The sequence below is a fragment of the Sphaerisporangium sp. NPDC049002 genome (assembly GCF_040649355.1).
Taxonomy (GTDB): Bacteria; Actinomycetota; Actinomycetes; order Streptosporangiales; family Streptosporangiaceae; genus Sphaerisporangium.
Map to the genome: position 1 here is coordinate 1 of NZ_JBEZFH010000133.1, position 20,410 is coordinate 20,410.

17 protein-coding genes are annotated in these 20,410 nt (G+C 69.5%); 7 read left to right on the forward strand and 10 right to left on the reverse strand.

Annotated elements, in window-relative coordinates; genetic code table 11:
• Positions 1–12: 12 nt before the first annotated feature.
• Entirely contained in the window at positions 13–510 is a 498-nt protein-coding gene (locus AB0B89_RS24025; protein ID WP_358556901.1) for a glutathione peroxidase, read from the forward strand.
• 6 nt (positions 511–516) lie between these two features.
• On the opposite strand, the gene AB0B89_RS24030 is transcribed toward AB0B89_RS24025, so the two are convergent.
• Complete coding sequence (locus AB0B89_RS24030) at positions 517–1,515, reverse strand: LacI family DNA-binding transcriptional regulator (protein ID WP_358556860.1); 999 nt, start codon at positions 1,513–1,515, stop codon at positions 517–519.
• A gap of 166 nt (positions 1,516–1,681) precedes the next feature.
• On the opposite strand from AB0B89_RS24030, the gene ugpC reads away from it, so the two are divergent.
• From ugpC to AB0B89_RS24050, 4 genes are all read left to right on the forward strand, one after another.
• Positions 1,682–2,905: a sn-glycerol-3-phosphate ABC transporter ATP-binding protein UgpC gene (gene ugpC / locus AB0B89_RS24035; protein WP_358556861.1), complete on the forward strand. Its 1,224-nt coding sequence runs from the start codon at positions 1,682–1,684 to the stop codon at positions 2,903–2,905.
• A gap of 259 nt (positions 2,906–3,164) precedes the next feature.
• Entirely contained in the window at positions 3,165–3,650 is a 486-nt protein-coding gene (locus AB0B89_RS24040) for a hypothetical protein (protein WP_358556863.1), read from the forward strand.
• A gap of 91 nt (positions 3,651–3,741) precedes the next feature.
• Entirely contained in the window at positions 3,742–5,403 is a 1,662-nt protein-coding gene (locus AB0B89_RS24045) for a DUF4012 domain-containing protein (protein ID WP_358556864.1), read from the forward strand.
• Entirely contained in the window at positions 5,403–6,086 is a 684-nt protein-coding gene (locus AB0B89_RS24050) for a hypothetical protein (RefSeq protein ID WP_358556866.1), read from the forward strand. Before AB0B89_RS24045 ends, AB0B89_RS24050 begins: the two co-directional genes overlap by 1 nt.
• Here the strand turns inward: AB0B89_RS24050 and AB0B89_RS24055 are convergent.
• The 5 genes from AB0B89_RS24055 to AB0B89_RS24075 are packed head-to-tail and all read right to left on the reverse strand — an operon-like array spanning position 6,064 to position 11,561.
• Positions 6,064–7,434 carry a polysaccharide biosynthesis tyrosine autokinase gene (locus AB0B89_RS24055; RefSeq protein ID WP_358556869.1) on the reverse strand — a complete coding sequence of 457 codons (1,371 nt, stop codon included), beginning with the start codon at positions 7,432–7,434 and terminating at the stop codon, positions 6,064–6,066. The genes AB0B89_RS24050 and AB0B89_RS24055 overlap by 23 nt on opposite strands.
• A 4-nt stretch (positions 7,435–7,438) precedes the next feature.
• On the reverse strand, positions 7,439–8,476 hold the full coding sequence (locus AB0B89_RS24060) for an MraY family glycosyltransferase (protein WP_358556872.1): 1,038 nt from the start codon (positions 8,474–8,476) through the stop codon (positions 7,439–7,441).
• On the reverse strand, positions 8,473–9,462 hold the full coding sequence (locus AB0B89_RS24065; protein ID WP_358556875.1) for a GDP-mannose 4,6-dehydratase: 990 nt from the start codon (positions 9,460–9,462) through the stop codon (positions 8,473–8,475). The genes AB0B89_RS24060 and AB0B89_RS24065 overlap by 4 nt, the downstream gene beginning before the upstream one ends.
• 12 nt (positions 9,463–9,474) lie before the next feature.
• Positions 9,475–10,428, reverse strand: a complete 954-nt coding sequence (locus tag AB0B89_RS24070; protein ID WP_358556878.1) for an NAD-dependent epimerase/dehydratase family protein — start codon at positions 10,426–10,428, stop codon at positions 9,475–9,477.
• A complete protein-coding gene (locus AB0B89_RS24075) occupies positions 10,425–11,561 on the reverse strand; it encodes a glycosyltransferase (RefSeq protein ID WP_358556880.1) in 1,137 nt (378 codons plus the stop codon). The genes AB0B89_RS24070 and AB0B89_RS24075 overlap by 4 nt, the downstream gene beginning before the upstream one ends.
• A 499-nt stretch (positions 11,562–12,060) precedes the next feature.
• On the opposite strand from AB0B89_RS24075, the gene AB0B89_RS24080 reads away from it, so the two are divergent.
• On the forward strand, positions 12,061–13,314 hold the full coding sequence (locus AB0B89_RS24080) for a hypothetical protein (RefSeq protein WP_358556883.1): 1,254 nt from the start codon (positions 12,061–12,063) through the stop codon (positions 13,312–13,314).
• Positions 13,315–13,343: 29 nt separating this feature from the next.
• The gene (locus tag AB0B89_RS24085) at positions 13,344–14,480 is read left to right on the forward strand and encodes a glycosyltransferase (protein ID WP_358556886.1); all 1,137 of its coding nucleotides are present in this window, start codon (positions 13,344–13,346) and stop codon (positions 14,478–14,480) included.
• A 44-nt stretch (positions 14,481–14,524) separates the two neighbouring features.
• Here AB0B89_RS24085 and AB0B89_RS24090 read toward each other — a convergent pair whose 3' ends face one another.
• From AB0B89_RS24090 to AB0B89_RS24105, 4 genes are all read right to left on the reverse strand, one after another.
• Positions 14,525–15,886 (reverse strand): hypothetical protein, encoded by a 1,362-nt coding sequence (locus AB0B89_RS24090; RefSeq protein WP_358556889.1) that lies wholly within the window; start codon positions 15,884–15,886, stop codon positions 14,525–14,527.
• A gap of 46 nt (positions 15,887–15,932) precedes the next feature.
• A complete protein-coding gene (locus AB0B89_RS24095; RefSeq protein WP_358556892.1) occupies positions 15,933–17,045 on the reverse strand; it encodes a glycosyltransferase family 4 protein in 1,113 nt (370 codons plus the stop codon).
• A 117-nt stretch (positions 17,046–17,162) separates the two neighbouring features.
• Complete coding sequence (locus AB0B89_RS24100) at positions 17,163–19,472, reverse strand: hypothetical protein (RefSeq protein WP_358556895.1); 2,310 nt, start codon at positions 19,470–19,472, stop codon at positions 17,163–17,165.
• 145 nt (positions 19,473–19,617) lie between these two features.
• Positions 19,618–20,410, reverse strand: a 793-nt coding sequence (locus AB0B89_RS24105; RefSeq protein ID WP_358556898.1) for an asparagine synthase C-terminal domain-containing protein, incomplete at its 5' end; no start/stop codon positions are given.

The following is a 20,410-nucleotide window of genomic DNA, read 5'->3' on the forward strand; positions in this document are numbered from 1 at the left end:
CGCCGCAGTGACATGGAACCGGTCGACGCGGACCCGTCCCCGCCCTGTAGCCGCCCGCAAAGACACACCACGCTGGGACAGCTCGTCGGCGACAAGGCCGCTCTGGTGGTGAACGTGGCGTCGAAGTGCGGTCTGACCCCGCAGTACGCCGGCCTGGTCCGGCTCCAGGAACGGTTCGGCGACCGGGGCTTCACGGTCGTCGGCGTGCCATGCAACCAGTTCGCCGGCCAGGAGCCGGGATCGTCCGAGCAGATCCAGGACTTCTGCGTCACCACCTACGGCGTGGACTTCCCACTGCTGGAGAAGATCGACGTCAACGGCGAGGGCCGCCACCCGCTCTACACGTCGCTGGTGGCCGTCCCCGACGCCTCGGGCGACGCGGGTGACGTCCAGTGGAACTTCGAGAAGTTCCTGCTCGACCGGGAGGGGAACGTCGTCGCGCGGTTCCGTCCCCGCACAGAACCCGAGGACGCCGCCGTCGTCGAGGCCATCGAGAAGGTGGTCGGCTGACGGCCCTCAGCGGCGGGGCCCGCAGCTGCCCCTGACGATCAGCTCGGTCGGCAACGTGACCGTGCGCGACCGGCGTCCCTCGCGCAGCACCAGCTCGGCGGCGCGGTACCCCATGTCCTGGGCGGGCTGGGAGATCACGGTGAGCGGGGGATGGCACAGCTCCGCCCAGGGCACGTCGTCGAACATGATCAGCGAGATGTCGCGGGGGACGCGGAAGTCGAGCTCCTTGGCCGCGAGGACGGCGGCCTCGCCCAGCAGATTGCCCCCGGCCAGCACCGCCGTGAGGTCGGGGCGGTGCTGGAAGAGCCCGGCGGCGGCCGCGTAGGCCGAGTCGCGGGTCGCGTGCGCGCGCACGATCAGTTCCTCGTCGACCGTCACCCCGAGCGCGGCCAGCGCCTCGCGGAACGCGCGCACGCGCTGCGCCTGGCCGTGCCGAGAGAGGAAGGCGATGCGCCGGTGCCCGAGCCCCGCGAGGTACTCGACCGCCGTGCGGACCCCCGTGCGGTCGTCGGTCACCACGGACGGGACGTTCTCGCGCCCCTGCACCGGGCGCTCGGCGAAGACCACGCTGAGCCCGGCGCGGAACGCGGGCCCCCACATCTCGCCGTCGCCGCACGGCACGGCGATCACCCGCTCCACGCTCTCCTCCAGGAGCGAGCCGATCAGCTCGGCCTCCCGCTCGGGGTCGTCGCCGGTGGTCCCGATCATCACCGGCTCGCCCGCCGACTGGGCGCAGGCGAGCACACCGTCGGTGAGCCTTCCGTAGAAGGTGTCTGTGATGTCGGGGACGAGCAGACCGATACCACCGGTGCGCTGCCGGCGGAGGTTCCGTCCCAGGGCGCTCGGGCGGTAGTCGAGCCGCGCGGCGGCGGCCAGAACCTTCTCCCTCGTGGCCGGGCTGGCCGAGCCCGTGCCCGAGAGCACGCGCGAGACGGTCGCCACTCCGACCTCCGCCGCCTCGGCCACGTCCTTGATGGTCGTACGACGCTGTCCACTCACCTTCATGGAAACGATTCCATCATGATTTCCACGCAACGGCCAAGATGGAGCCGCCATCCGGGCGGTGTGAGAAGCCTATATTTCAGAAAGGCTTGACAGAGATGTCCGGTTCAGATGAGATTCATGAAAACGTATCCACATCCGGCGGCACCCGGACGCACGAAGGACTGTCATGGCATCAATCGTTCTGCGCAACGTCGACAAGATCTATGCCGGCGGTGTGAAGGCTGTGAACGGCCTCAACCTGGACATCCATGACGGCGAGTTCATGGTCCTCGTCGGCCCGTCTGGTTGTGGTAAGTCCACGGCGCTCCGCATGATCGCCGGTCTGGAGGACATCAGCGGCGGCGAGATCGCCATCGGCGACCGGGTGGTCAACCACCTGCCGCCGAAGGACCGCGACATCGCGATGGTCTTCCAGAACTACGCTCTCTACCCGCACATGACGGTCGAGGAGAACCTCGCCTTCGGCCTGAAGCTTCGCAAGATGCCCAAGGCCGAGATCGCCAAGCGCGTTCAGGAGGCCGCCAAGATGCTCGGCCTCGACCAGTACCTCAAGCGGAAGCCCGCCGCCCTGTCCGGTGGCCAGCGCCAGCGTGTCGCCATGGGCCGCGCGATCGTCCGCGAGCCGCAGGCGTTCCTCATGGACGAGCCGCTGTCCAACCTCGACGCCAAGCTCCGCGTCTCGATGCGCGCCTCGCTCAACCAGATGCACGAGCGCCTCGGCGTCACCACGGTCTACGTCACGCACGACCAGGTCGAGGCCATGACCCTGGGCGACCGGGTCTGCGTCCTCCGCGACGGCATCCTCCAGCAGGTCGACACCCCGCAGAACCTCTTCGACAGCCCGGTCAACCTGTTCGTCGCCGGGTTCATGGGCTCCCCGTCCATGAACTTCGTCAACGCCGAGCTGGTACGCGGCGACGCCGGCGCGGCGGTGTCCTTCGCCGGCCTGAAGCTGCCGGTGCCGGAGTCCACGTTCGCCGAGAAGCCGGGCCTCGACCAGTACTTCGGCAAGAAGCTGATCCTCGGCATCCGTCCCTCCGACTTCGAGGACGCCTCCGCGGCCAACGGCAGCTCCACCGGCTGGGCCCACATCCCGACCCGCGCCGAGGTCACCGAGGAGCTGGGCAGCGAGATCAACGTCCTGTTCCTCATCGACGCCCCGCCGGTCGAGCACAAGGACACCGTGGCCGCCCAGGACACCGGTGACGACGAAGAGGCGGCCGTGCTGCCGCTGATCGGCGACAAGTCGCTGTGGACCGCCCGCGTCAACGCCCGCAGCCACGTCCGTCCCGGCCAGAACGTCGACCTCGTGGTGGACACCCAGAACCTCCACTTCTTCGACACCGACAGCGGTCTGGCCATCGGCCACTCCGCCAACGTCGGCCGCTGACCCGGGGGCCGCGTTCCACGAGGCTCCGAGTAGGAAACCGCTCTACCCAGCGAGAAGCCCCTGCCGTGAACCCTCACGGCAGGGGCTTTTTGGGCGGCAAGGTCCGGCGATGCTTCGGTAAAGGCCGCGAGTCGGACAGGTACGCCCTCCTGCGACGATCGATATACATGCTTCTAGGGAAACGTTGCCCGTATTCGGGCCATATTTCGGTGGTCTGAATCATCGCCGTCGGGGAGTTCAAATGGCTGGGAAACGCGCGGTGCCTGTTCTGTTCGCGCTGGTCGTCGGATGTGGCGTGGTAGTCGGAACGGCGGGAACGGCCGTCGCCGGACCCGGGCTGCCGTCATCGTCGTACGCTTCGAATCCGAATCCCTATCCGCCGCGCCCTGCCAGTGATGTCAAGAAGGTGTTCAACGAACTCGACGACCACCATGCGGCGGACGGCGACGAAGTGATCCAGGGCGGGAAGATAATTCACGAGGAGCATTCGGACGACGGCGGCGGGCATCACTCTGGCGGTGCCGAGTCCGGTAGCGGGGCCGTCGGTCACGAGGCGGTAGGCGGCCAAGCCGGTGGCGGCGCACCCGGCGGTGAGAAGCCCGGCGGGCAGAAAGCGGGTAACAGGCTGCCGTTCACGGGAGCGCCTGTGGGTGCCATCGCGGGGATCGGCGGTGGCCTTCTGGCAGCGGGTACCGCCGGCGTCCTGATCTCCGTACGGCGTCGCCGATCCGCCGGTGCGCGCTAGGCGTCGTCGCCGGGTCGTCGCAGCGGTATTGCTCGCCCCCGTCGCGGTCTTGGTGCTGGGCGGGGGCTGGTCGGTCCATCTCGGTCTTGGCGTGCGTGACCATCTGCAGGCGACGAGGGACGCGCTGGAGCATCTGCGCGCGGTGGTGAGCGCGCGCGACCTCGATAGGATCGCCGTGACGCTGGCGACCGCCCGGCGGCACGCGATGGAGGCACGGCGCCTCACCAGCGGCCCGGACTGGTCGCTGATCACGTACATGCCCCTGGCGGGGGACGGTGCGAAAACCGTACGGGGGATCGCTGAAAGCGCCGCGGAGCTCACCGACGTGCTGACGGTCGTCCAGCGGGCCGGCGCGTCGTTCGTCACGGCCGGATCGGGCTCCCTCGACGACATGAGCCGGTTGCTCGCCGGACTCCAGGCGGCGGCGCCGGTCCTGGATGGCGCCGCCGCCCGGCTCGGGGTCATGTACACCCGCCTTGAGGCCACCCCTGCGCATACCGGGCTGGCCTCGGTGGATCAGGCACGCGGCACAGCGCTGCACGAAGCCGGCCGGCTGCGCGGCTGGATCGGCGGCGGGGCCGCAGCCGCCGCCCTGATTCCTCCGATGCTGGGCAACGGCGGCCCGCGCCGCTACTTCCTGGCCTTTCAGACCAACGCCGAGTCGCGGGGGACCGGTGGCCTCGTGGGCGCCTTCGGAATCCTTTCCGCCGACCACGGCCGGATCGCCGTCAAGCGGATCGCCGCCAACACCGGTCTGGACGGCAGTCCGCGCCCCGTCGCCGACCACGGCCCGGCGTTCCTCGCGCGGTATGGGGCCGGCGCGGTCGAGTTGCTCTCCGTCTCGAACCTCTCCCCGCATTTTCCGTACGCCGCGAAGACCTGGACCGCGCTGTGGGAGCGCCAGACCCGCCAGGGGCTGGACGGTGCCATCGCGATCGACCCGGTCGGGCTGTCCTACCTGCTCGGCCTGATCGGGCCGGTCACCCTCCCCGGTGGGGAGAAGGTGACCGCGACGAACGTCGTCGACCTGACCGAGCGCGCCGCGTACGCCCGTTACACCGACCCGGCGGCGCGCAAGCGGTTCCTTGTCGGGATCGCGAAGGCCGTCAGCGAGGCGCTGCCCAGGTCCTTCGAGGACCCATCCCGGGTGCTGGCCGTTCTGAAGCCCATGGTGGAGGAGCACCGGATCCAGATGTGGAGCCGCCACGACGCCGAGCAGCGGCGCCTGTCCTCCACCGCACTCGGCGGCGTGGTGCCGCGCCGGCCAGGGCCGTACGCCGGACTGGTGGTCAACAACTCGGCCGGCGGGAAGCTCGACTACTACCTGAACCGCTCGCTCGACTACGAGCTGGGCCCGTGCCAGGCAGGGCGCCGCTCCACGACCGTGCGGGTCAGGCTCACCAACGACGTGCCGCGCGGGCCGCTGCCCTCCTACGTCACCGACAGGCTCGACGCTCCTTCGCGTCCCCGTCCGATCGGCTCCAACCTGTTGTGGGTGTCGCTGTACGCCGGGGTCGGGGCCGAGATCAGGGCGGTGTCCGTCGACGGCGACCGGGTCAAGGTCATCAGGGAGGTCGAGCGCTCGCATCCGGTGTACTCGACCTTGCTGGAGTTGGACCCCCGGCAGTCGCGGACACTGCGGTTCGATCTCGTGGAGCCCGCCTCCGCGGAGCCGCCGGTGGTCCCGGTTCAGCCCCTGGTCCGCCCGCAGTACACCCGGATCACCCCCGACGCGCGGGGGTGCGCTCGCTGATGACCGCGGTGCCCGACAGGTCGGCCGGGATCGTCCCTCCCCTGCCTCCCGGGCACGCGGGCTGCGCTCCACGATGCTGGAGAGACGCGGGGGCGGCGCCCGCCGAGCCGCAGGAGACGCGTTTCCGCATCCTGTTCGTGTGCACGGGCAACATCTGCCGCTCTCCGCTGGCGGAGCGGCTCACCAGGTCGGCTCTCGGGCCGTGCCCGGCGGTCGAGGTGATCAGCGCGGGGACCGGCGCCGAGCGGGGGAGACCGATGACCGAGCGCGCACAACGGGTGCTCGCCCGGTTCGGGGCGGACCCCGGAGGCTTCCGTTCCCGCCCCCTGACCCCTGAGCTGGTCGCCGCGGCCGATCTCGTGCTCACCGCCGCCTCGGAGCACCGCGCCAGGACGGTGGAGATGCACCCCCTGGCCGCCGCGCGGACGTTCACCTTGGCCGAGTTCGCCATCCTGGCCCTGGCCGTGCCGGCCGAGGTGGTCACCTGCCACCGGGATGCCGTGCACAGGGCCCGCGCGCTGGTCGCCGAAGTGAGGGCGCTGCGCGGGCGGGTCCGGGTGGACCGGCCCGACATCGCCGACCCCTACGGCGGCCGCTCGCGGGCCTACCGGGTGGCGGGACGGCGGATCGCGGAGTCGCTCGCCGTCCCACTCGAGTTGCTCACACGTTCACCGGGGTCTTGACCTCGGCCCTGGCCCGGTAGCCGTACCCGTACCCGTAGTACGCCGCGCGCTTGCCCGGCGCGAAGTTGAGCACCGCCCCGACGAGACGGGCGTTGATCGAGGACAGTGTCTCGACGGCCCGGACGAGATGCTCCCGCCGGGTCTTTCCGTATCGGGCGACGAGCAGCGTTCCGTCGCAGATGGCCGCGAGCGCCGCGGCGTCGGTGATGGGGAGCAGCGGCGGCGCGTCGACGATCACGATGTCGTGGTCGTCCACGAGCTGGGAGAGCACCGCGCGCATCCCGCGCGAGCCGAGCAGTTCGCTCGGGTTGGGGGGAATCTGGCCGCCGGGCAGCACGGACAGGCTCGGCTCGCCCCAGGTCTGGATGACGTCCTGCAGGCGCGCCTTGTCGATCAGCACGTCGGTGAGACCGACCGAGCCCTCGATCCCCAGGTAGTCCGGGATGCGCGGGCTGCGGAGGTCGCCGTCCACCAGGATCACCCGCCATCCGGCCTGGGCCAGCGTGATCGCGAGGTTGGCCGAGGTGGAGGACTTCCCCTCACCCGGCAGGCAGCTCGTGACCACCAGCGATTTGGGCTGCCGGTCGACTCCGATGAACTGCAGGTTGGTGCGCAGCGAGCGGTATGCCTCCGACCTGGTCGACCGGCCGTTCTCCCGGACGATCAGGGGGAACCGGCGAGCGTCCCTCTCATAGGTGATCACCCCGAGGACCGAGCTCCTGGACATCTGCTGCAGGACCTCGGAGGTCTTGACGGTCGTGTCCAGACGGTCGCGGACGACGAGTGAGCCGAACGCGAGCAGCAACGCGATCAGCACGGCGAGCGCGATGTTCACCAGAGGACGGGGGCTGACCGGGGTCCTCGGGACGTCGGCCGGGTCCACCACTGTGATCTTGACCGTGGGCGAGCTCTTGGGCGTGGGCCGCTCGATCTGGTCGATCAGCCGGGCGAACCTGTCGCCCAGGGCGTTGGCCAGGCGGGCGGCGCGTGCGGGATTCCCGTCGGTGACCATGGCCCGGAGCAGCATGGTGGCCGGTATGGCCTCCGCCTTGACGCCGGCCTGCAGCCGCCGGACGTCCTCGCCTCCGGCGATCTGGCTGATCACCCGGCGGCTGGTCAGCAGGTTGGCGTAGGACTGGACCCTTTGCGTCGACAACATGCCCGCCTGGTACGCGGTGGTGAGACTCCCTACCTTGTCGTAACCGGAGACCATCATGGTGATCGTGGCGACGTACTTCGGCGGTGTCTTCGCCGTCACGACAAGCGCTGCGCCCACCGAGAGGACCAGCGACAGGATGACAAGCGGCCAGTTCCTGCGCGCGAGTCGTATGAAGTGGAGCAGATCCACCGGATCATCGCCGCCTTTCGGTGATCTTCGGAAGATTTTCGAGGAGTTGGGCAGGGGGGTACACGCTGACGCCCTGCAGCAGGGAGATGAGGATGGTGGCGATCCCGCCCACCACGATCGCCGCGGTGAGCGGCGGGATCCAGCTGAGAGCGACGGCCAGGCAGAGCGCACCGGGCAACGCCGTGATCATGCCGAGGGTCGCGGGAACCGTCCGCGCGCCGAGGCCGACCCGGCGGAGCCGGTGGGAGACATGGTCGGTGCCGCCTGACAGCGGCGAGCGACCCGCGCGTATCCGGGACACGAGTACGACCACGGTGTCGACGACCGCGACGAAGGTCCACAGGAGCAGCCCGGCCACGGTCATGACGACGCTCTGGCCCGCCACGAGGACTATCGCGGAACAGGTGAGAACGAACCCGATGAAAAGGGAGCCGGTGTCTCCCATGAATATCTTCGCGGGCGGCCAGTTGTGCGCCAGAAAGCCCAGGCACGCGAACGCCAGGGTCCCCAAGAGCACCGCGAAGGAACCCTGGGAGTTCACGAGGGCCGCTCCGCCGAGGAAGGCGGCGGTGACCGTGCCGACGGTGCCCAGCACTCCGTCCATGTTGTCCAGCAGGTTGAAGGAGTTGGTCATCAGGACGATCCACATGACCGTGATGGGTTTGTCGACCCATGTCTGGGTCAGCGTGATGTGGACGCCGGAGAGCACGACCCCGCTCGCCGCCACCGCCTCCACGGTCAACCGGGTGACCACGGGCAGCGACGCGACGTCGTCGATCAGGCCGAGCGCGGCGACCGCCGTCGCGGCCACCAGGATCACGGTGATCCGCCGGTCGGAGAGCCCGAGCGCCACGGCCGCGGGAATGACCGTGCTGAGGACGATGGCGATTCCGCCCAGGTAGGGGGTCGGATGGTGGTGTGCCTTGTGCCCGCCGGGACGGTCGGTGAGATCCCACCGCAGTGCGAGGCGCCTCAGCGGCGGGGCGGCCGCCGCGCTCAGCAGGCAGGCGGCCGCGGCGGCCAGGGTGATCGTTCCGTTCACCGCGTGGACACCTCGAGATCCTCGCGGGCCTCACTGATGATCTCGGTCAGCATCGTGTCCAGGTCGCGGCGGGGCGTCCAGCCGGTCAGCTCCCGCAGCTTGGTGGTGTCGGGAACTCTGCGGGTCATGTCCTCGAAGCCATGTTCGTAGGCCTCGTGGTAGGGGATGAGATCGATTCCGGACGTGGATCCCACGCGCTCGATGATCAGCTTGGCCAGTTCCAGCATGCTGATCTCGTCGGCGGATCCGACGTTGAAGGTCTGCCCGATCGCGGACTCGTCGTCGAGCAGGCGAAGAAACGCGTCGACGGCGTCCGCGACGTGGACGAAGCAGCGGGTCTGGGTCCCGTCGCCGAAGACGGTGAGTGGTATGCCGTTGAGCGCCTGCCGCACGAGGCGGGGGATGACCATGCCGTAGGCCGGGCTCTGCCGTGGCCCGACGGTGTTGAACAGCCTCACGATGATCGTCGGCAGGCCGCGTTCCTTGTGGTAGGCGTTGGCGAGGATCTCGTCGACGGCCTTGGCGGTGCTGTAGGCCCATCGCACCACGGCAGGGCTCCCGAGGACGCGGTCGGAGTTCTCCCGCAGGGGCCCGGAGGAGTTCTTGCCGTAGATCTCGCTGGTGCTGGTGACGAGGATCTTACGGCGATAGCGGTGCGCCGCCTCGATGACGATCTCCGACCCGCGGATGTTGGTGGTCAGAGACCGCAGCGGCTGGTCGACGATCAGCTTGACACCGACGGCGGCGGCGAGGTGCACGACGACGTCACACCGGTGGACCAGCTCGTCGACCACCAGCTCGTCCAGGACGGACCCCTGTACGAACCGCAGTCTTGGGTGTGGACGGAGATTGCCCAGTCGTCCGGTGGACAGATTGTCCACGACCACGACGCAATCACCGCGAGCGAGCAACGCGTCGGCCAGATGCGAGCCGACGAAGCCGCTCCCTCCTGTGATCAGATAGGTGTTCCCTATTTGGGTGCTCACCGACTTCTCCCATTACATGTGCGAGGCTGATTGGGAACTCATCGCCTGGTCGAACCAGGTCACGGTCATGCGGAGTCCGCCGGCCAGCGTCATGGGACGCACGCCGGGGAAAAGCCGGCGGAGCAGGCGGGTGGAGGCCTGGGACTCGCGGATGTCGCTCGCCCGTGGTGGGAGGAACGTCGTGTCGATCCGCCGGCCGAGCACCTCGGCCAGGACGTCCTTCAATTCCAGCAACGTGACGCGGGTGCCGAACGCGAGGTTCACCGGCTTGTCGCTCGTCACCCGCTGGAGGGTCGCCTGGACGAGGACGTCGGTCACCGATCCCACGTAGGTGAAATCCCGCGACTGGCGCCCGTCGCCGTGGACCGGCACCGGGCGGCCCTCGAGCGCCGCCGACACGAACGCCGGGATGACGGCCGCGTAGGCGTGCCCCGCCGGCTGCAGGGGACCGTAGACATTGAAGAAGCGCAAGGGCAGAACCGGCAGGCCGAAGCTCTCCGCGTACGCCAGGGCGTAGGCCTCCGTCGCGAGCTTGCTCACGCCGTAGGGGCTGAGCGGCCGGGTGGGGAGGTCCTCGTGCTTGAGCGGCTCCCTGCAGGCGCCGTAGACCGAGGAGGAGGACGCGAGGATCACGTGGGGCCTGGTCGCCCGGCAGGCCTCAAGGACCTGAAGGGTGCCGGTGGTGTTGACGGCATGGGTGGCCAGGGGATCGTCGAGGGACCGCGGCACCGAGGCGCGCGCGGCGAGGTGGACGACCGTCGTGGCGTCGGAGACCAGGGGCCGGAGCACATCCGGGTCCAGGATGCTGCCCAGCACGAAGTCCACACCCAGGTGGTCGATGTTGTGCAGCCCCCCGCTGCTGAGGTCGTCCAGCACGGTGATGGCCTCGACCTCCGGCCGGCGCCTGAGCGCATCGCAGAGGTTGGCGCCGATGAACCCGGCGCCACCGGTGATGAGGATTCTCACATGTGGCTCGTCTCTGGGGCCGTGCGCCGCCGGGACGCGCCGTGGAGGGTCCGGTAAAGCGCTTCGGTGTCGGCGACGAGGCGTTCCACGCCGAACGCGGCCGTCGTCCAGTCGCGGGCGCTCCGGCCCATCCGGTGCGCGAGCGCTTGGTCGGACAGCAGCCGGACGACGTGCGCCGCCAGCTCGTCCACGCGCGGCGCGGCGAGCAGACCGGTTTCACCGTCACGTACCACCTCGGCGACGCTTCCCACGCGGGTGGAGACGACCGGTATCCCGGCCATGCCCGCCTCGATCAGGCTCAGTGGCGCGCCCTCGTTGTCGGACGTCAGCAGGACCACATCGGCCCCGGCGTAGACGGTCTCGACATCGGCTCTCCAGCCGAGCAGATGGAAGGATCCGCGGATGGGGCGGATCCACCGTTCCACCTCTTCGAGCAGTTCGCCGCCTCCGCAGATGATGAACCGGCAGTCGGGCACGCGCCGTAGCACCGCCTCGGCCACGGCCACGAGCCGGTCGGGCCGTTTGATCCGGGTCAGCCGGCCGACGTACGCGACGACCGGTGCGCCGACGGAGAGCCCCAGAGCGTGGCGAGCCCCGGCGCGGCCGGGAACCGGGCCGAGCCGCACCCCCGGTGGGATCACGACGTACTGCTCCGGCCGCCCGATCCCGGCCTGGAGGAGGTCGTCACGGATCTGGGAGCCGACGGTCACCAGCCGGTCGGACATGGTGGCGAGGAACCGTTCCGCACGCACGTACGCCCAGCGCTTGGGGCTGGAGAAGTATCCGTCCAAGAGGTGGCCGTGGAACACGTGGATCCTGGCCGCTCCGACACCGGAGACCGTGACCGCCATACGGCCGAGAGCGCCCGCCTTGGTCGTCCGGGTATGCACGATGTGCGGCCGGAAGGCGCGCATGGCGCCGGCCAGCCTGTGGAAGGCGCGGAGGTCTCCGGCCGGGTCGATGGACCGGCCGAGGCCAGGCACCCGGTGGACCTGGACGGCCACCTTCCGCAACCGGAGGCGGTCCTCCTCGCCATTGTGGACGTCACCGGTGTACAGACGATGGTCGAACTCCTCCTGGTCGAACAGCTCGCAAAGCCCCGACACCTGGGTGGCGGGGCCGCCTACGTTCATCCGGGCGATGATTTCCATGACACGAATCGGACTGGTCACATCCGAGAAGCTAGCTCGCCGTTTGATCTGTTCGCCCTCACTGTCGTGGTAGCGGCGAAATATTTTCCCTATCCCTACCCGGGCATGATCGAAACGCATTCCCGGAGGGTCGCTGACCTCATAAGCCGGCGAACATCGGAGGCAGGCGGAGGCAGCGGCACAAGCATCGTGATTCACGTGATGAGCACCCGGTTGCCGAGTCCGAAATCGGTATTCCATCGGGCTTAGCGCTCATCACGGATGGATCCCACGGATTGCCGTCAAAAGGTCACGGCGCCGTATTCAGACCCGGTAAAAAGAAGTCGCAAACAAAGGTAATGGTCGAACGGGGCTCGTCCGCCGCGAGCGCCGTCGCTTGTGCTTCGGCGCTAGCGTCTGCCCCGAAGGGTTCCACACCGGCGGCTCAGGCGGATCGCTGGACGTTGCGGTCCTACATCGAGGCGAATTAAGGGTACTTCTCATGGAATATGTCGTCGTCGCCGCCGCGGCATTGGCTCTCATATGGCTGGTCCACGCGACCTTGGACGGGCAGTCGGTCCAGCGTGTGCTGCCGGTGCTCCTCATCGCGTTCGCCGTCCGCCTGGCGATCCATGTCCTGGTGATGCAGAACCATGTCATCGAATACGGCGGCGACAACATCACCTACGAGTCGAGGGCCATGGAGGTCGTGGCGTTCTGGAAACGCGAGGGATTCCAGTTCGTGACGGCCGACGACATCGGCTCGCTCTATTCCGCGGCAGTGCCCTGCAATGTCTTCGCGCTCGTCATCTACCTGTGCGGAGGCCCCGCCCCGCTGGCCTGCACGGCCGTTGTCGCGCTGCTCGCCTGCGCGCTGTGCCTGATCATGTACAAGCTCGCCGGTCTGGTCGGCGCCGACCGGCGCGTGGCCTTCTGGCTGCTCTCCCTGACGGCGTTCATGCCGGCGTTCCTGCTGCACACCTCCGACATGTTCAAGGAGGGGTTCAACGCGTTCCTCGTCGTGGCCTCACTCGGCCTGGGAGTCTCCAACCTGCGGCGTTTCGACCCGCGAAAAGTGCTCCTGCTGGCGTTGTCGTTGTGGGCGCTGTGGTACGTGCGCCCGTACATGGTGTTCATGTGCGCGATGCCGATGCTCCTCGGCTTCGCCGGTGTCAGGCGAGCGTTCTCCCTGCGCGGCATGTTCGTGCTGATGACACTGCTGATCGTGCTTCCCTTCGGGAACCTCGGTGACAGCGCACCGGTCGAGGCGATGCAGCACCAGCTGGATTACGGCCAGTCGGAGACCTTTCGGCAGAGCAACGCCATCGGCGGTTCGGGGGTCACCTTCGACGACGGCGGCAACCCCTGGAACCAACTCGGGCTCAAGGTGGTCTACACGCTCCTTTCCCCGTTCCCCTGGACGGACGGCAGCCTGACACTGCAGCTGGGCAAGCTCGATGCGCTCATCTGGTACTTCCTCCTTTACAGCGCGGTGCGTGGAACCGTCTGGCTGTGGCGCCACGATCGAGCGACCGCCTGCTATCTCCTTCTGTTCATCGTTCCCAGCACCATCGTCTACGCGACCACCATGGCGAACGTCGGCCTCATCTTCCGCCAGCGCATACCGATCGTCATGGTCACGAGCCTGCTGGCCGCGGTCGCGTGGTCCACGGCGGCCAGGCGTGACCGGGGCCGCCCGGTTCCGGCGACACCAGGAGGCGGCCGTCAGCCCGTCCTCGGCGGTGGCCCGCGATGAGGCGGAGGCCCCAGACGAGTGGTCTTCACGTGTGCGAGGTCGTCAAGACCCTCGACATGGGGGGCGTCGAGGTACTTCTCGTCGAGCGGCTCCGGCAATCCCGTAAGAGGAACAACCGCTACACGGTCGTGTGTATGCGGGCTGCGACCTGCGAGCTGATCGACCAGCTGGAACACCTCGGTGTCGACGTCGTCGACCTCGGGTCACGGGCTCGGCTCCTCGCCTGCGTCAGGCTGGTCACGACCGTTCGCCGTCTCGCGCCCGATGTCCTCAACGTGCACTCCCCGCTGCCCGCCTTCATCCTGCGGCCGTTCGCCCGGCTCGGCCGCCGGCGCCCGGTCATGGTCTCGACCGTCCACTACATCCGCGACGACCTTCTCAGGGCCCGGCGGCCGGACGCGCTCCTCGGACGCGTCACGACCAGGGCCAGCACGTTCCTCGACTGCCTGACCCGGCGCCTTGACGACCAGATCGTGGCGGTGTCCTCTCGGGTCGCACTGTCGTCCACCCGGGGGGCCCGCCCGGTGCTGACCCGTGTCCACGGCGTGGACGTCGCCGAGCAGCGGTTCTGGGTGGAGCGGCGCGACGCGGTCCGGCACGAGTTCGCCGTGCCGGAAGGGGCGTTCCTCGTGGTCTGCGTCGCCAACTTCAGGCCGGAGAAGAACCACTCACTGTTGGTCCGGGCCGCGGCTCGGGTCCTCCTGACCCGCGCGGACGCCGTCTTCCTCCTGGTCGGGGACGGCGCTCTGCGGGACCAGGTCGCCCGCGACATCGAGCGGCACGGGGTCGGCGGTCAGGTGCGCATCCTGGGCCGGGTGCCGGGGGCGAAGAGGCTGGTCGCGGCGGCCGACCTGGTGGTGCTGAGCTCGCTTCACGAGGCACTCCCCGTGGTGATCATGGAGGCGCTCGCGGCGGGGGTGCCGGTGGTGTCCACCGAGGTGGGAGGCATCGGCGAGCTCGTCCACTCGGGCCACAACGGTATCCTGACGGATCCCGGGTCGTCCGGGGCGCTGGCGGCGGGCATCCTTGAGGCGATGGAGCCCGCGACGCATCGCCGGCTACGCGGGGCCGCGAACGCCGGCTCGGCGACCGTGGACATGGCCGGCACGGCCGAGTGGTTCGAGGACCTGTACGAGGAGCTCGCGCGGACGACGCGTCACCTTTGAGAGCGTCACCTTTGAGAGCGTCACCTTTGAGAGCGGCGGCGGTCTCACCGCCGCACGTGGGCCGCACAGTGCTCCGCCGTGTCCGCGCGGTCGCACGCCGGCGCCGATATCCGCTGGAGCAAGGCCATCCAGACGGCTGTGCCGATACCGGAGACGAGCAACGTCCCCCAGGCGAAGGAGAGCGCGGTCTGGAGGGCGCCTGAGGAGGCCCGGTCGGCGATGAGGAGGGCGCCGAGGAGGAGGACCCCTTCGGCCGCGAGGTAGGCGAGCCGCCAGCCCGGCCTGCCGAGGGCCAGGGGCAGCACGTTGGACCAGCACACGATTCCCTTGACGCATGCCGCCGCGACGAGCGCCGCCGCCACGGTGCCGATCCCGGCGTACTCCCGCCCGTAGACCAGGCGCAGGACGTCGCCGATGACCGGGAGCACGACGAGGAGTGTCAGGACCCCCGCCACGGTGAGCAGGGCGGTCGCGCGCAGGAGGTCCCTGCGGGCCAGAGTCCTCTCTTCTCCCGCCGCTGCGGCGCGGGCGAGGCGGGGATGCAGCATGGACGCGACGGGCATGACCAACGTGGAATACAGCCGGCCAGGGGCTGATGCGATCTTGATGATGGTCACGAGGGTGGAGCCTCCGAGCAGTCCCGCGACCGTCAGGATCCCCGAATCAGACACCTCGGCCAGTGCGGACCCGCTGGACGCCTTCACGGTGAAGGCGACCAGACCCGCCGGTATCGGGACCTTGGCCGCCGACGGCCCGATCTCCGCGAGCAACCTGCGGGTGCCCAGCGTGCCCACCACCATGGCGGTCGCCACCGAGCCCAGTGCCTGGCCGATCAGATAGCCCAGGGGGCCGCCGGTCAGAAGCCCGCCCAAGGCCAGGAGGAACGCGAGGATCGCGCAGCCCACCCGGAGCAGTCCGAGATCATGCAGCCGGTTGGACAACGGGAAGGCGGCGCGGACGGCGCCGTTTGCCGCCAGGGATCCGCGTGCGACGAACGCGAGAGCGAGCATGAGCGCGAGGTCGGTGCTCACAAAGCCCAGCAGGCGCGCTGTCAGCACCCCCGCGAGACAGACGCCGATCGCGCTCACGCGGATCGTCAGATCCCAGCGGAGCAGCCGCGTGAACAGCGCGAAACCCTGCCCGGTCCGCCGCTCTTCGAGGGGGACGTATCGCTGGACCGTGTTGTCCAGACGAGGGTCGCACAGCAGGAAGCAGACGCTCGCCACCGATTGGGCGAAGATGACCTGCCCTGAAATCGCGGTGTCGGTCATCCGCACCAGAGCGACCAGGCCCAGCGAGGACAGGACGGCCTCGACCAGGCCGGCGGCGGCCAGGAAGGTGAACGTCCGCAGATGGCGCCCGGCGGGCGGGCGGACCCGGCCGACCGTGTGATCGAGCGGGCTCACCATGGTCTACGGGCGCGGCTTGCCGGGGAGCCGGCCGTATCTCCCTTCATGACGTCTCCGTGTACAGGCGCGGCCTGCCGGGCATGAGGTTCATGTAGCGTTCCTCGACGCGGCCCGCCACCACCGACCAGTCGAGGGCCGACGCGGCTCGCCTGCCGCGTTCGATCAGTCGCGCACGGGATGTCTCGTCGTCTAGCACCGCTCGCAGCTGCGCCACCAGGGCCGCGACGGACCCGCTGCGGAAGGTGCGATACGCGCGTGGCTCGATGACCGGCCCGAGTGAGGCGTCGGAGGAGACGATGACGGGGGTGCCCAGCGCGAGGGCCTCCAGAGCGGCGGTGGGGATTCCCTCCCCGATGGAGGGCAGCCTGCGTGAGGAGAGCACGAAAACCTGGGCGCGGCTCACCAGCGAGTAGACGCCGTCCTCGGAGAGGTGCCCGGCGAACCGGATCCCGGAGCCTGTTCCCGCGAGCCTTTCGAGTGCGGTGCGCTCGTCGCCGTCGCCGACGATGACCAGGCGCGCGTCGGGATGGTCGGCGCGCAGCTCGTGGAAGGCCTCGATCGTCAACGCATGGTTCTTCACCTTGTTCAGAGAGCCGACACTGACGATCAATCCTGGTTCGACGGGCTTCCGCCCGCGGAACCAGGTGACGCGGTCGAGATCGAGGCCGCTGGACATCGTGTAGATCTTGTGGGCCGGTACACGCGCTCTGACCAGGTCCTCCGCCGGCCGGCCGCCTATGGCGACGAATTCGTCGACGTGGCGGAAGGCGTACGGCATGATCCGCCGGTGGCGCGTCGTGAGCGCTCCGTGGACGGTGAGCATCAGAGGCACCCCCAGTCGCCGGGCGGCGGATCCGAGGGCCAGCGCCTCGCGGTGGTCGCCGTGCAGGTGGACCACGTCGAGGTCTCCGGCGTGAGGCAGCGCACGCGCGCACTCCATGCCGAAGGCGACCACGTCGGACCTCCTGGAGACGGTACGGCTGAGACGGTTCGGCACAAGGGGCAGAGTCTCGACGCCGTCCGGCGCCACCCCCCGCCTGTGGGCGACGACCACCCTGTGGCCGTGGCGGAGCTGCTCATGGGTGAGGCGTTGGATGTGACGTTCAAGGCCGCCGGGCTCTGGCGGGAGGCGATATCCGATATGCAGAATTCGCATGGCAACCACTTTCGGATGGATCTCCGGCGGCGTCGCGCCCGGAGGTCGGACAGGAGATTCGATCGGCCCGCCGGCGCGAGCCCCGCCGTACGGGCCCCGCATGCCAGAGGCCGCGGATCACTTCAGCTCGTACACGGTGTAGTCGCCGGACCGGAAGGCGAATCTTCCGGCAGCGGGGTTCTGGACGGTCCGGCTTCCTTCGAAGAACAGCCAGCGCACGCCGTAACGGTCGCGCAGGCGCTGGAAGGCGGCCTCGGAGGGCGCCGTGAAGGCCGCGTCGTTCGCCCCGAGCAACTCCTGGTCCCAGAAGGGAATGTGCTCCGGCGACTGTCCCTGATGCCAGCGGCGCAGATTGGCCGCGGTGTACGTCCATCCCTCGACCAGTACGCGCCGCTCGCTCAGCGCGGCCACCCAGAAGTGGCGGCTGTCGCATGGGTCCTCGTATCCCCAGCGGCAGTGGGCGTTCGTGGCCACCAGGTCGTCCGGATCCGAGTGGTCGCGGAGCCACCGCCCGGCGGTCAGGGCGCCCGGAGGGACCGCCGGCGCGGCCACGGGAACGGCCGCCACCTGAGGGTCGTGCCCGGCGAGGCGGCCCACGGTCGACAACACGCGCGCGTGCAGGTCGGCGGGCAGTCCGATGGCCGTGAGCATGGTGGTCACCAGAGCCCACGCGCGAAGGGCTCCCCTTGTGGCGATCAGGACCACCGACACCACGACGGCGACGGCCGACAGGGCCACGTAGGGACGGTACAGAATCGTGTCCGCCTGGCCCGGGCTCAGGGGCACCCTGACCCCGCAGGCGACAGGGATCAGGTAGACGGCGATCACCCCCGCGCCGGCCGAGCACAGCACCGACCTCTGCGAGACCCGCGCTCGCCGCAGCAGGACGAGCAGCCCATGGACCGTGACGGTCACCAGATAGGGGTAGGCGCCCCAGAGGAAGAAGAGCTGGCTCCGGCCGGGATGCCCGAGCAGGAACATCGTGCCGAGGCCCGTCGCGCCGATGCCCAGCATGAGGACCACTCCGGGCCGTCCGAGCGAACGCGGCCTGCTCGCCAACCCAAGGACGCCGCACAGCACGACGAACCAGCACAGTACGTATATGAGAGTGATGCCGGTGACCGCCGCCACCGGCGGGTCGGCCTGGTCCCCCAGCCCCGTCAGCTCACCCCATGTCGTGCGCATGGTGAAGAGAGGGGAGACCACCAGACCCTGCCGGACGCCGCCGAAAAGGACGAATTGTGCATAGAGGCAGAGTGTCGTCGTCATGCCGAGGGCCGCGAGCGCCGGCCAGGGCGCGCGGCGCCGCCTGACCGCCTCCACCACGGTCACCACCACCAGACCCGCCGCGAGCAGCGGCAGATAGGACGCCTTGGCCCCCATCACCGCCAGGAGGAAGACGCCGAGCAGGACCCACGTACCGGGGGTCTGCCGCCGGCCCGTGAGGACGTCCATGAGGATGAGGACGACCGGGGCGAACAGGAGGGCGCCGAAGGTCAGGGTAGGACTCGTCCACGCGAGGTCGGGCACGCCTCCCCACGTGAACGACCCGTTCGTGCCCAGGTACAGGCTCGGCACCGCGACGAAGATCGTGCCTGCCGCGGTCAGCGCCCCTCCGGCCCACGAGCCGGTGACGCGCCGTCCGGTCATCCCCAGCAGGACGACGAGAGCGGCCAGCATGGGCAGCATGGCCAGGCGGAACACCAGCACCAGAGGCTCCACACCGGTGATCCAGCTCGCCGCCGCGAGGTGCGCGTAGACGAACCAGTGGTACAGCAGGGGTTCGCCGGCCACCATCGGTACCATTGGGGGCACGTGGTGCTTCAGCTCACCGACCAGAGCCAGGTGGAACGGCATGTCGATGGAGGCGGCGCCGAGCTCCGGCCACGTGATGGCATGAGTACGGAAGAAGGTGAGAGCGCTCCAGACGAGGAGGAACGCGAAGAGCAGTGCGAGGCACCATGACCACCAGAGAGGCGCTCGTCGCGCCTCGCGCGCGCCTCGCCAGTGCGGCCGCAGGCGGGGGACGCCGGCGAAGAGCACAGAGACGGCGATCGGCCACACCAGCACGAGCAATGGCATCCCGACGGCGCGTGCGCCGATGTAGAGGATGACCTCCACGCTGTAGCCGAGGGTCACCCCCAGTGCGATCTCCTCCGCCCGCGTGCGCGCTCCGCCGTACAGGGCCCGGACGAGCAACGTGCCGGGAAGGGCCAGCCCCAGCGCGACGTAGAGGCCGAAGGCGGCCATGTCCGGCACGGAGACGCCGTACCGGCGCAGCACCACCGCGACGAGAACCAGCATGGACAGCCCTGGCAGCCACGCCGGGAGGTGGGGCGGCCTCCGGCGTGGCTCGTGCGCCTGGGCGGGTCTCACCGGTTCGAGCGCGCTCGCCGCCGGGCCCTGAACGGGCGGAGTGTGGGCCATGGGTGCAAGCTTGGCGACGCTGTGACCCCGGGGCAGCGTGGACGCCCGCGCCCGGCGATGTCCTTGTCACTCCTTTATCCGCGCCAAAAGGAGATGCCACCCATCGCGGTACGCGGCGGTGGTCGCCCGCGCGTACGGGGAGTGATCACTCCTTCGCGGGTGCCAAGGAGGGCGAGTGGCATACCGCATCGGCCGGGACGGCACCGCTCGGGGCCGCATGTGCCCGGTGCCAGAGCTCGAACTGCAGGAGCGTCCACAGACGAGAGCCGTGATCGCCGCCGTCGAGGTGCCGCCGGAGCAGATCGCGGACCGTTGACTGCCTGAACAGGCCCCTGGCGCGGGCGGTGTCGTCGGTGAGCACGTCATGGGCGAGCTCACGCAGCTCGCCGCGCAGCCAGGCGGCGAGGGGAACGCCGAACCCCTGCTTCGGATAGCGCATCAGCTTCTCCGGCAGCCAGGGGGCGACGGCCCGTTTGAGCAGCACCTTGGTCTGGTCGCCGCGCACCTGGTACGCGGCGGGGAGGCGTGCCGCCCACTCCATCAGATGATGGTCGAGAAAGGGGGAGCGGGCCTCCAGGGAGTTGGCCATGGTCGTGATGTCGACCTTGACCAGCAGGTCGTGGGGGAGGTAGGTGAGGGTGTCCACGTCGAGGACCCGGCCGAGGTCGGAGTCCGCCGATGAGGCGTCGAAGGCATCCTCCAGCAGCCCGTAGCTGTCCACGCCTGCCAGCCGCTCTCGGAGCGCGTCGCCGTAGATCTCCCACTTCTGCTCCGGTGTGAAGCACGACATCAGGCGCGGATAGCGCCGTGCGGGAGGCGTCGCGGCGAACTGCAGCGTCCGGCCGAAGGGGCGCGGCCCGGATCGGTCATCCTGATGCACGAAGGCGGCTCCGCGACCCTGCGGGCCCTGCCGAAGACGCTCAAGGCTCTGGCGTCGC

Excerpts from the sequence above, each read along its gene's own strand:
- AB0B89_RS24050 (WP_358556866.1), top strand. The coding sequence starts at position 5,403 with ATGACCGCGGTGCCCGACAGGTCGGCCGGGATCGTCCCTCCCCTGCCT.
- ugpC (WP_358556861.1), top strand. The coding sequence starts at position 1,682 with ATGGCATCAATCGTTCTGCGCAACGTCGACAAGATCTATGCCGGCGGT.
- AB0B89_RS24075 (WP_358556880.1), bottom strand. The coding sequence starts at position 11,561 with ATGAACGTAGGCGGCCCCGCCACCCAGGTGTCGGGGCTTTGCGAGCTG.
- AB0B89_RS24100 (WP_358556895.1), bottom strand. The coding sequence starts at position 19,472 with ATGGCCCACACTCCGCCCGTTCAGGGCCCGGCGGCGAGCGCGCTCGAA.
- AB0B89_RS24025 (WP_358556901.1), top strand. The coding sequence starts at position 13 with ATGGAACCGGTCGACGCGGACCCGTCCCCGCCCTGTAGCCGCCCGCAA.
- AB0B89_RS24080 (WP_358556883.1), top strand. The coding sequence starts at position 12,061 with ATGGAATATGTCGTCGTCGCCGCCGCGGCATTGGCTCTCATATGGCTG.
- AB0B89_RS24095 (WP_358556892.1), bottom strand. The coding sequence starts at position 17,045 with ATGCGAATTCTGCATATCGGATATCGCCTCCCGCCAGAGCCCGGCGGC.
- AB0B89_RS24030 (WP_358556860.1), bottom strand. The coding sequence starts at position 1,515 with ATGAAGGTGAGTGGACAGCGTCGTACGACCATCAAGGACGTGGCCGAG.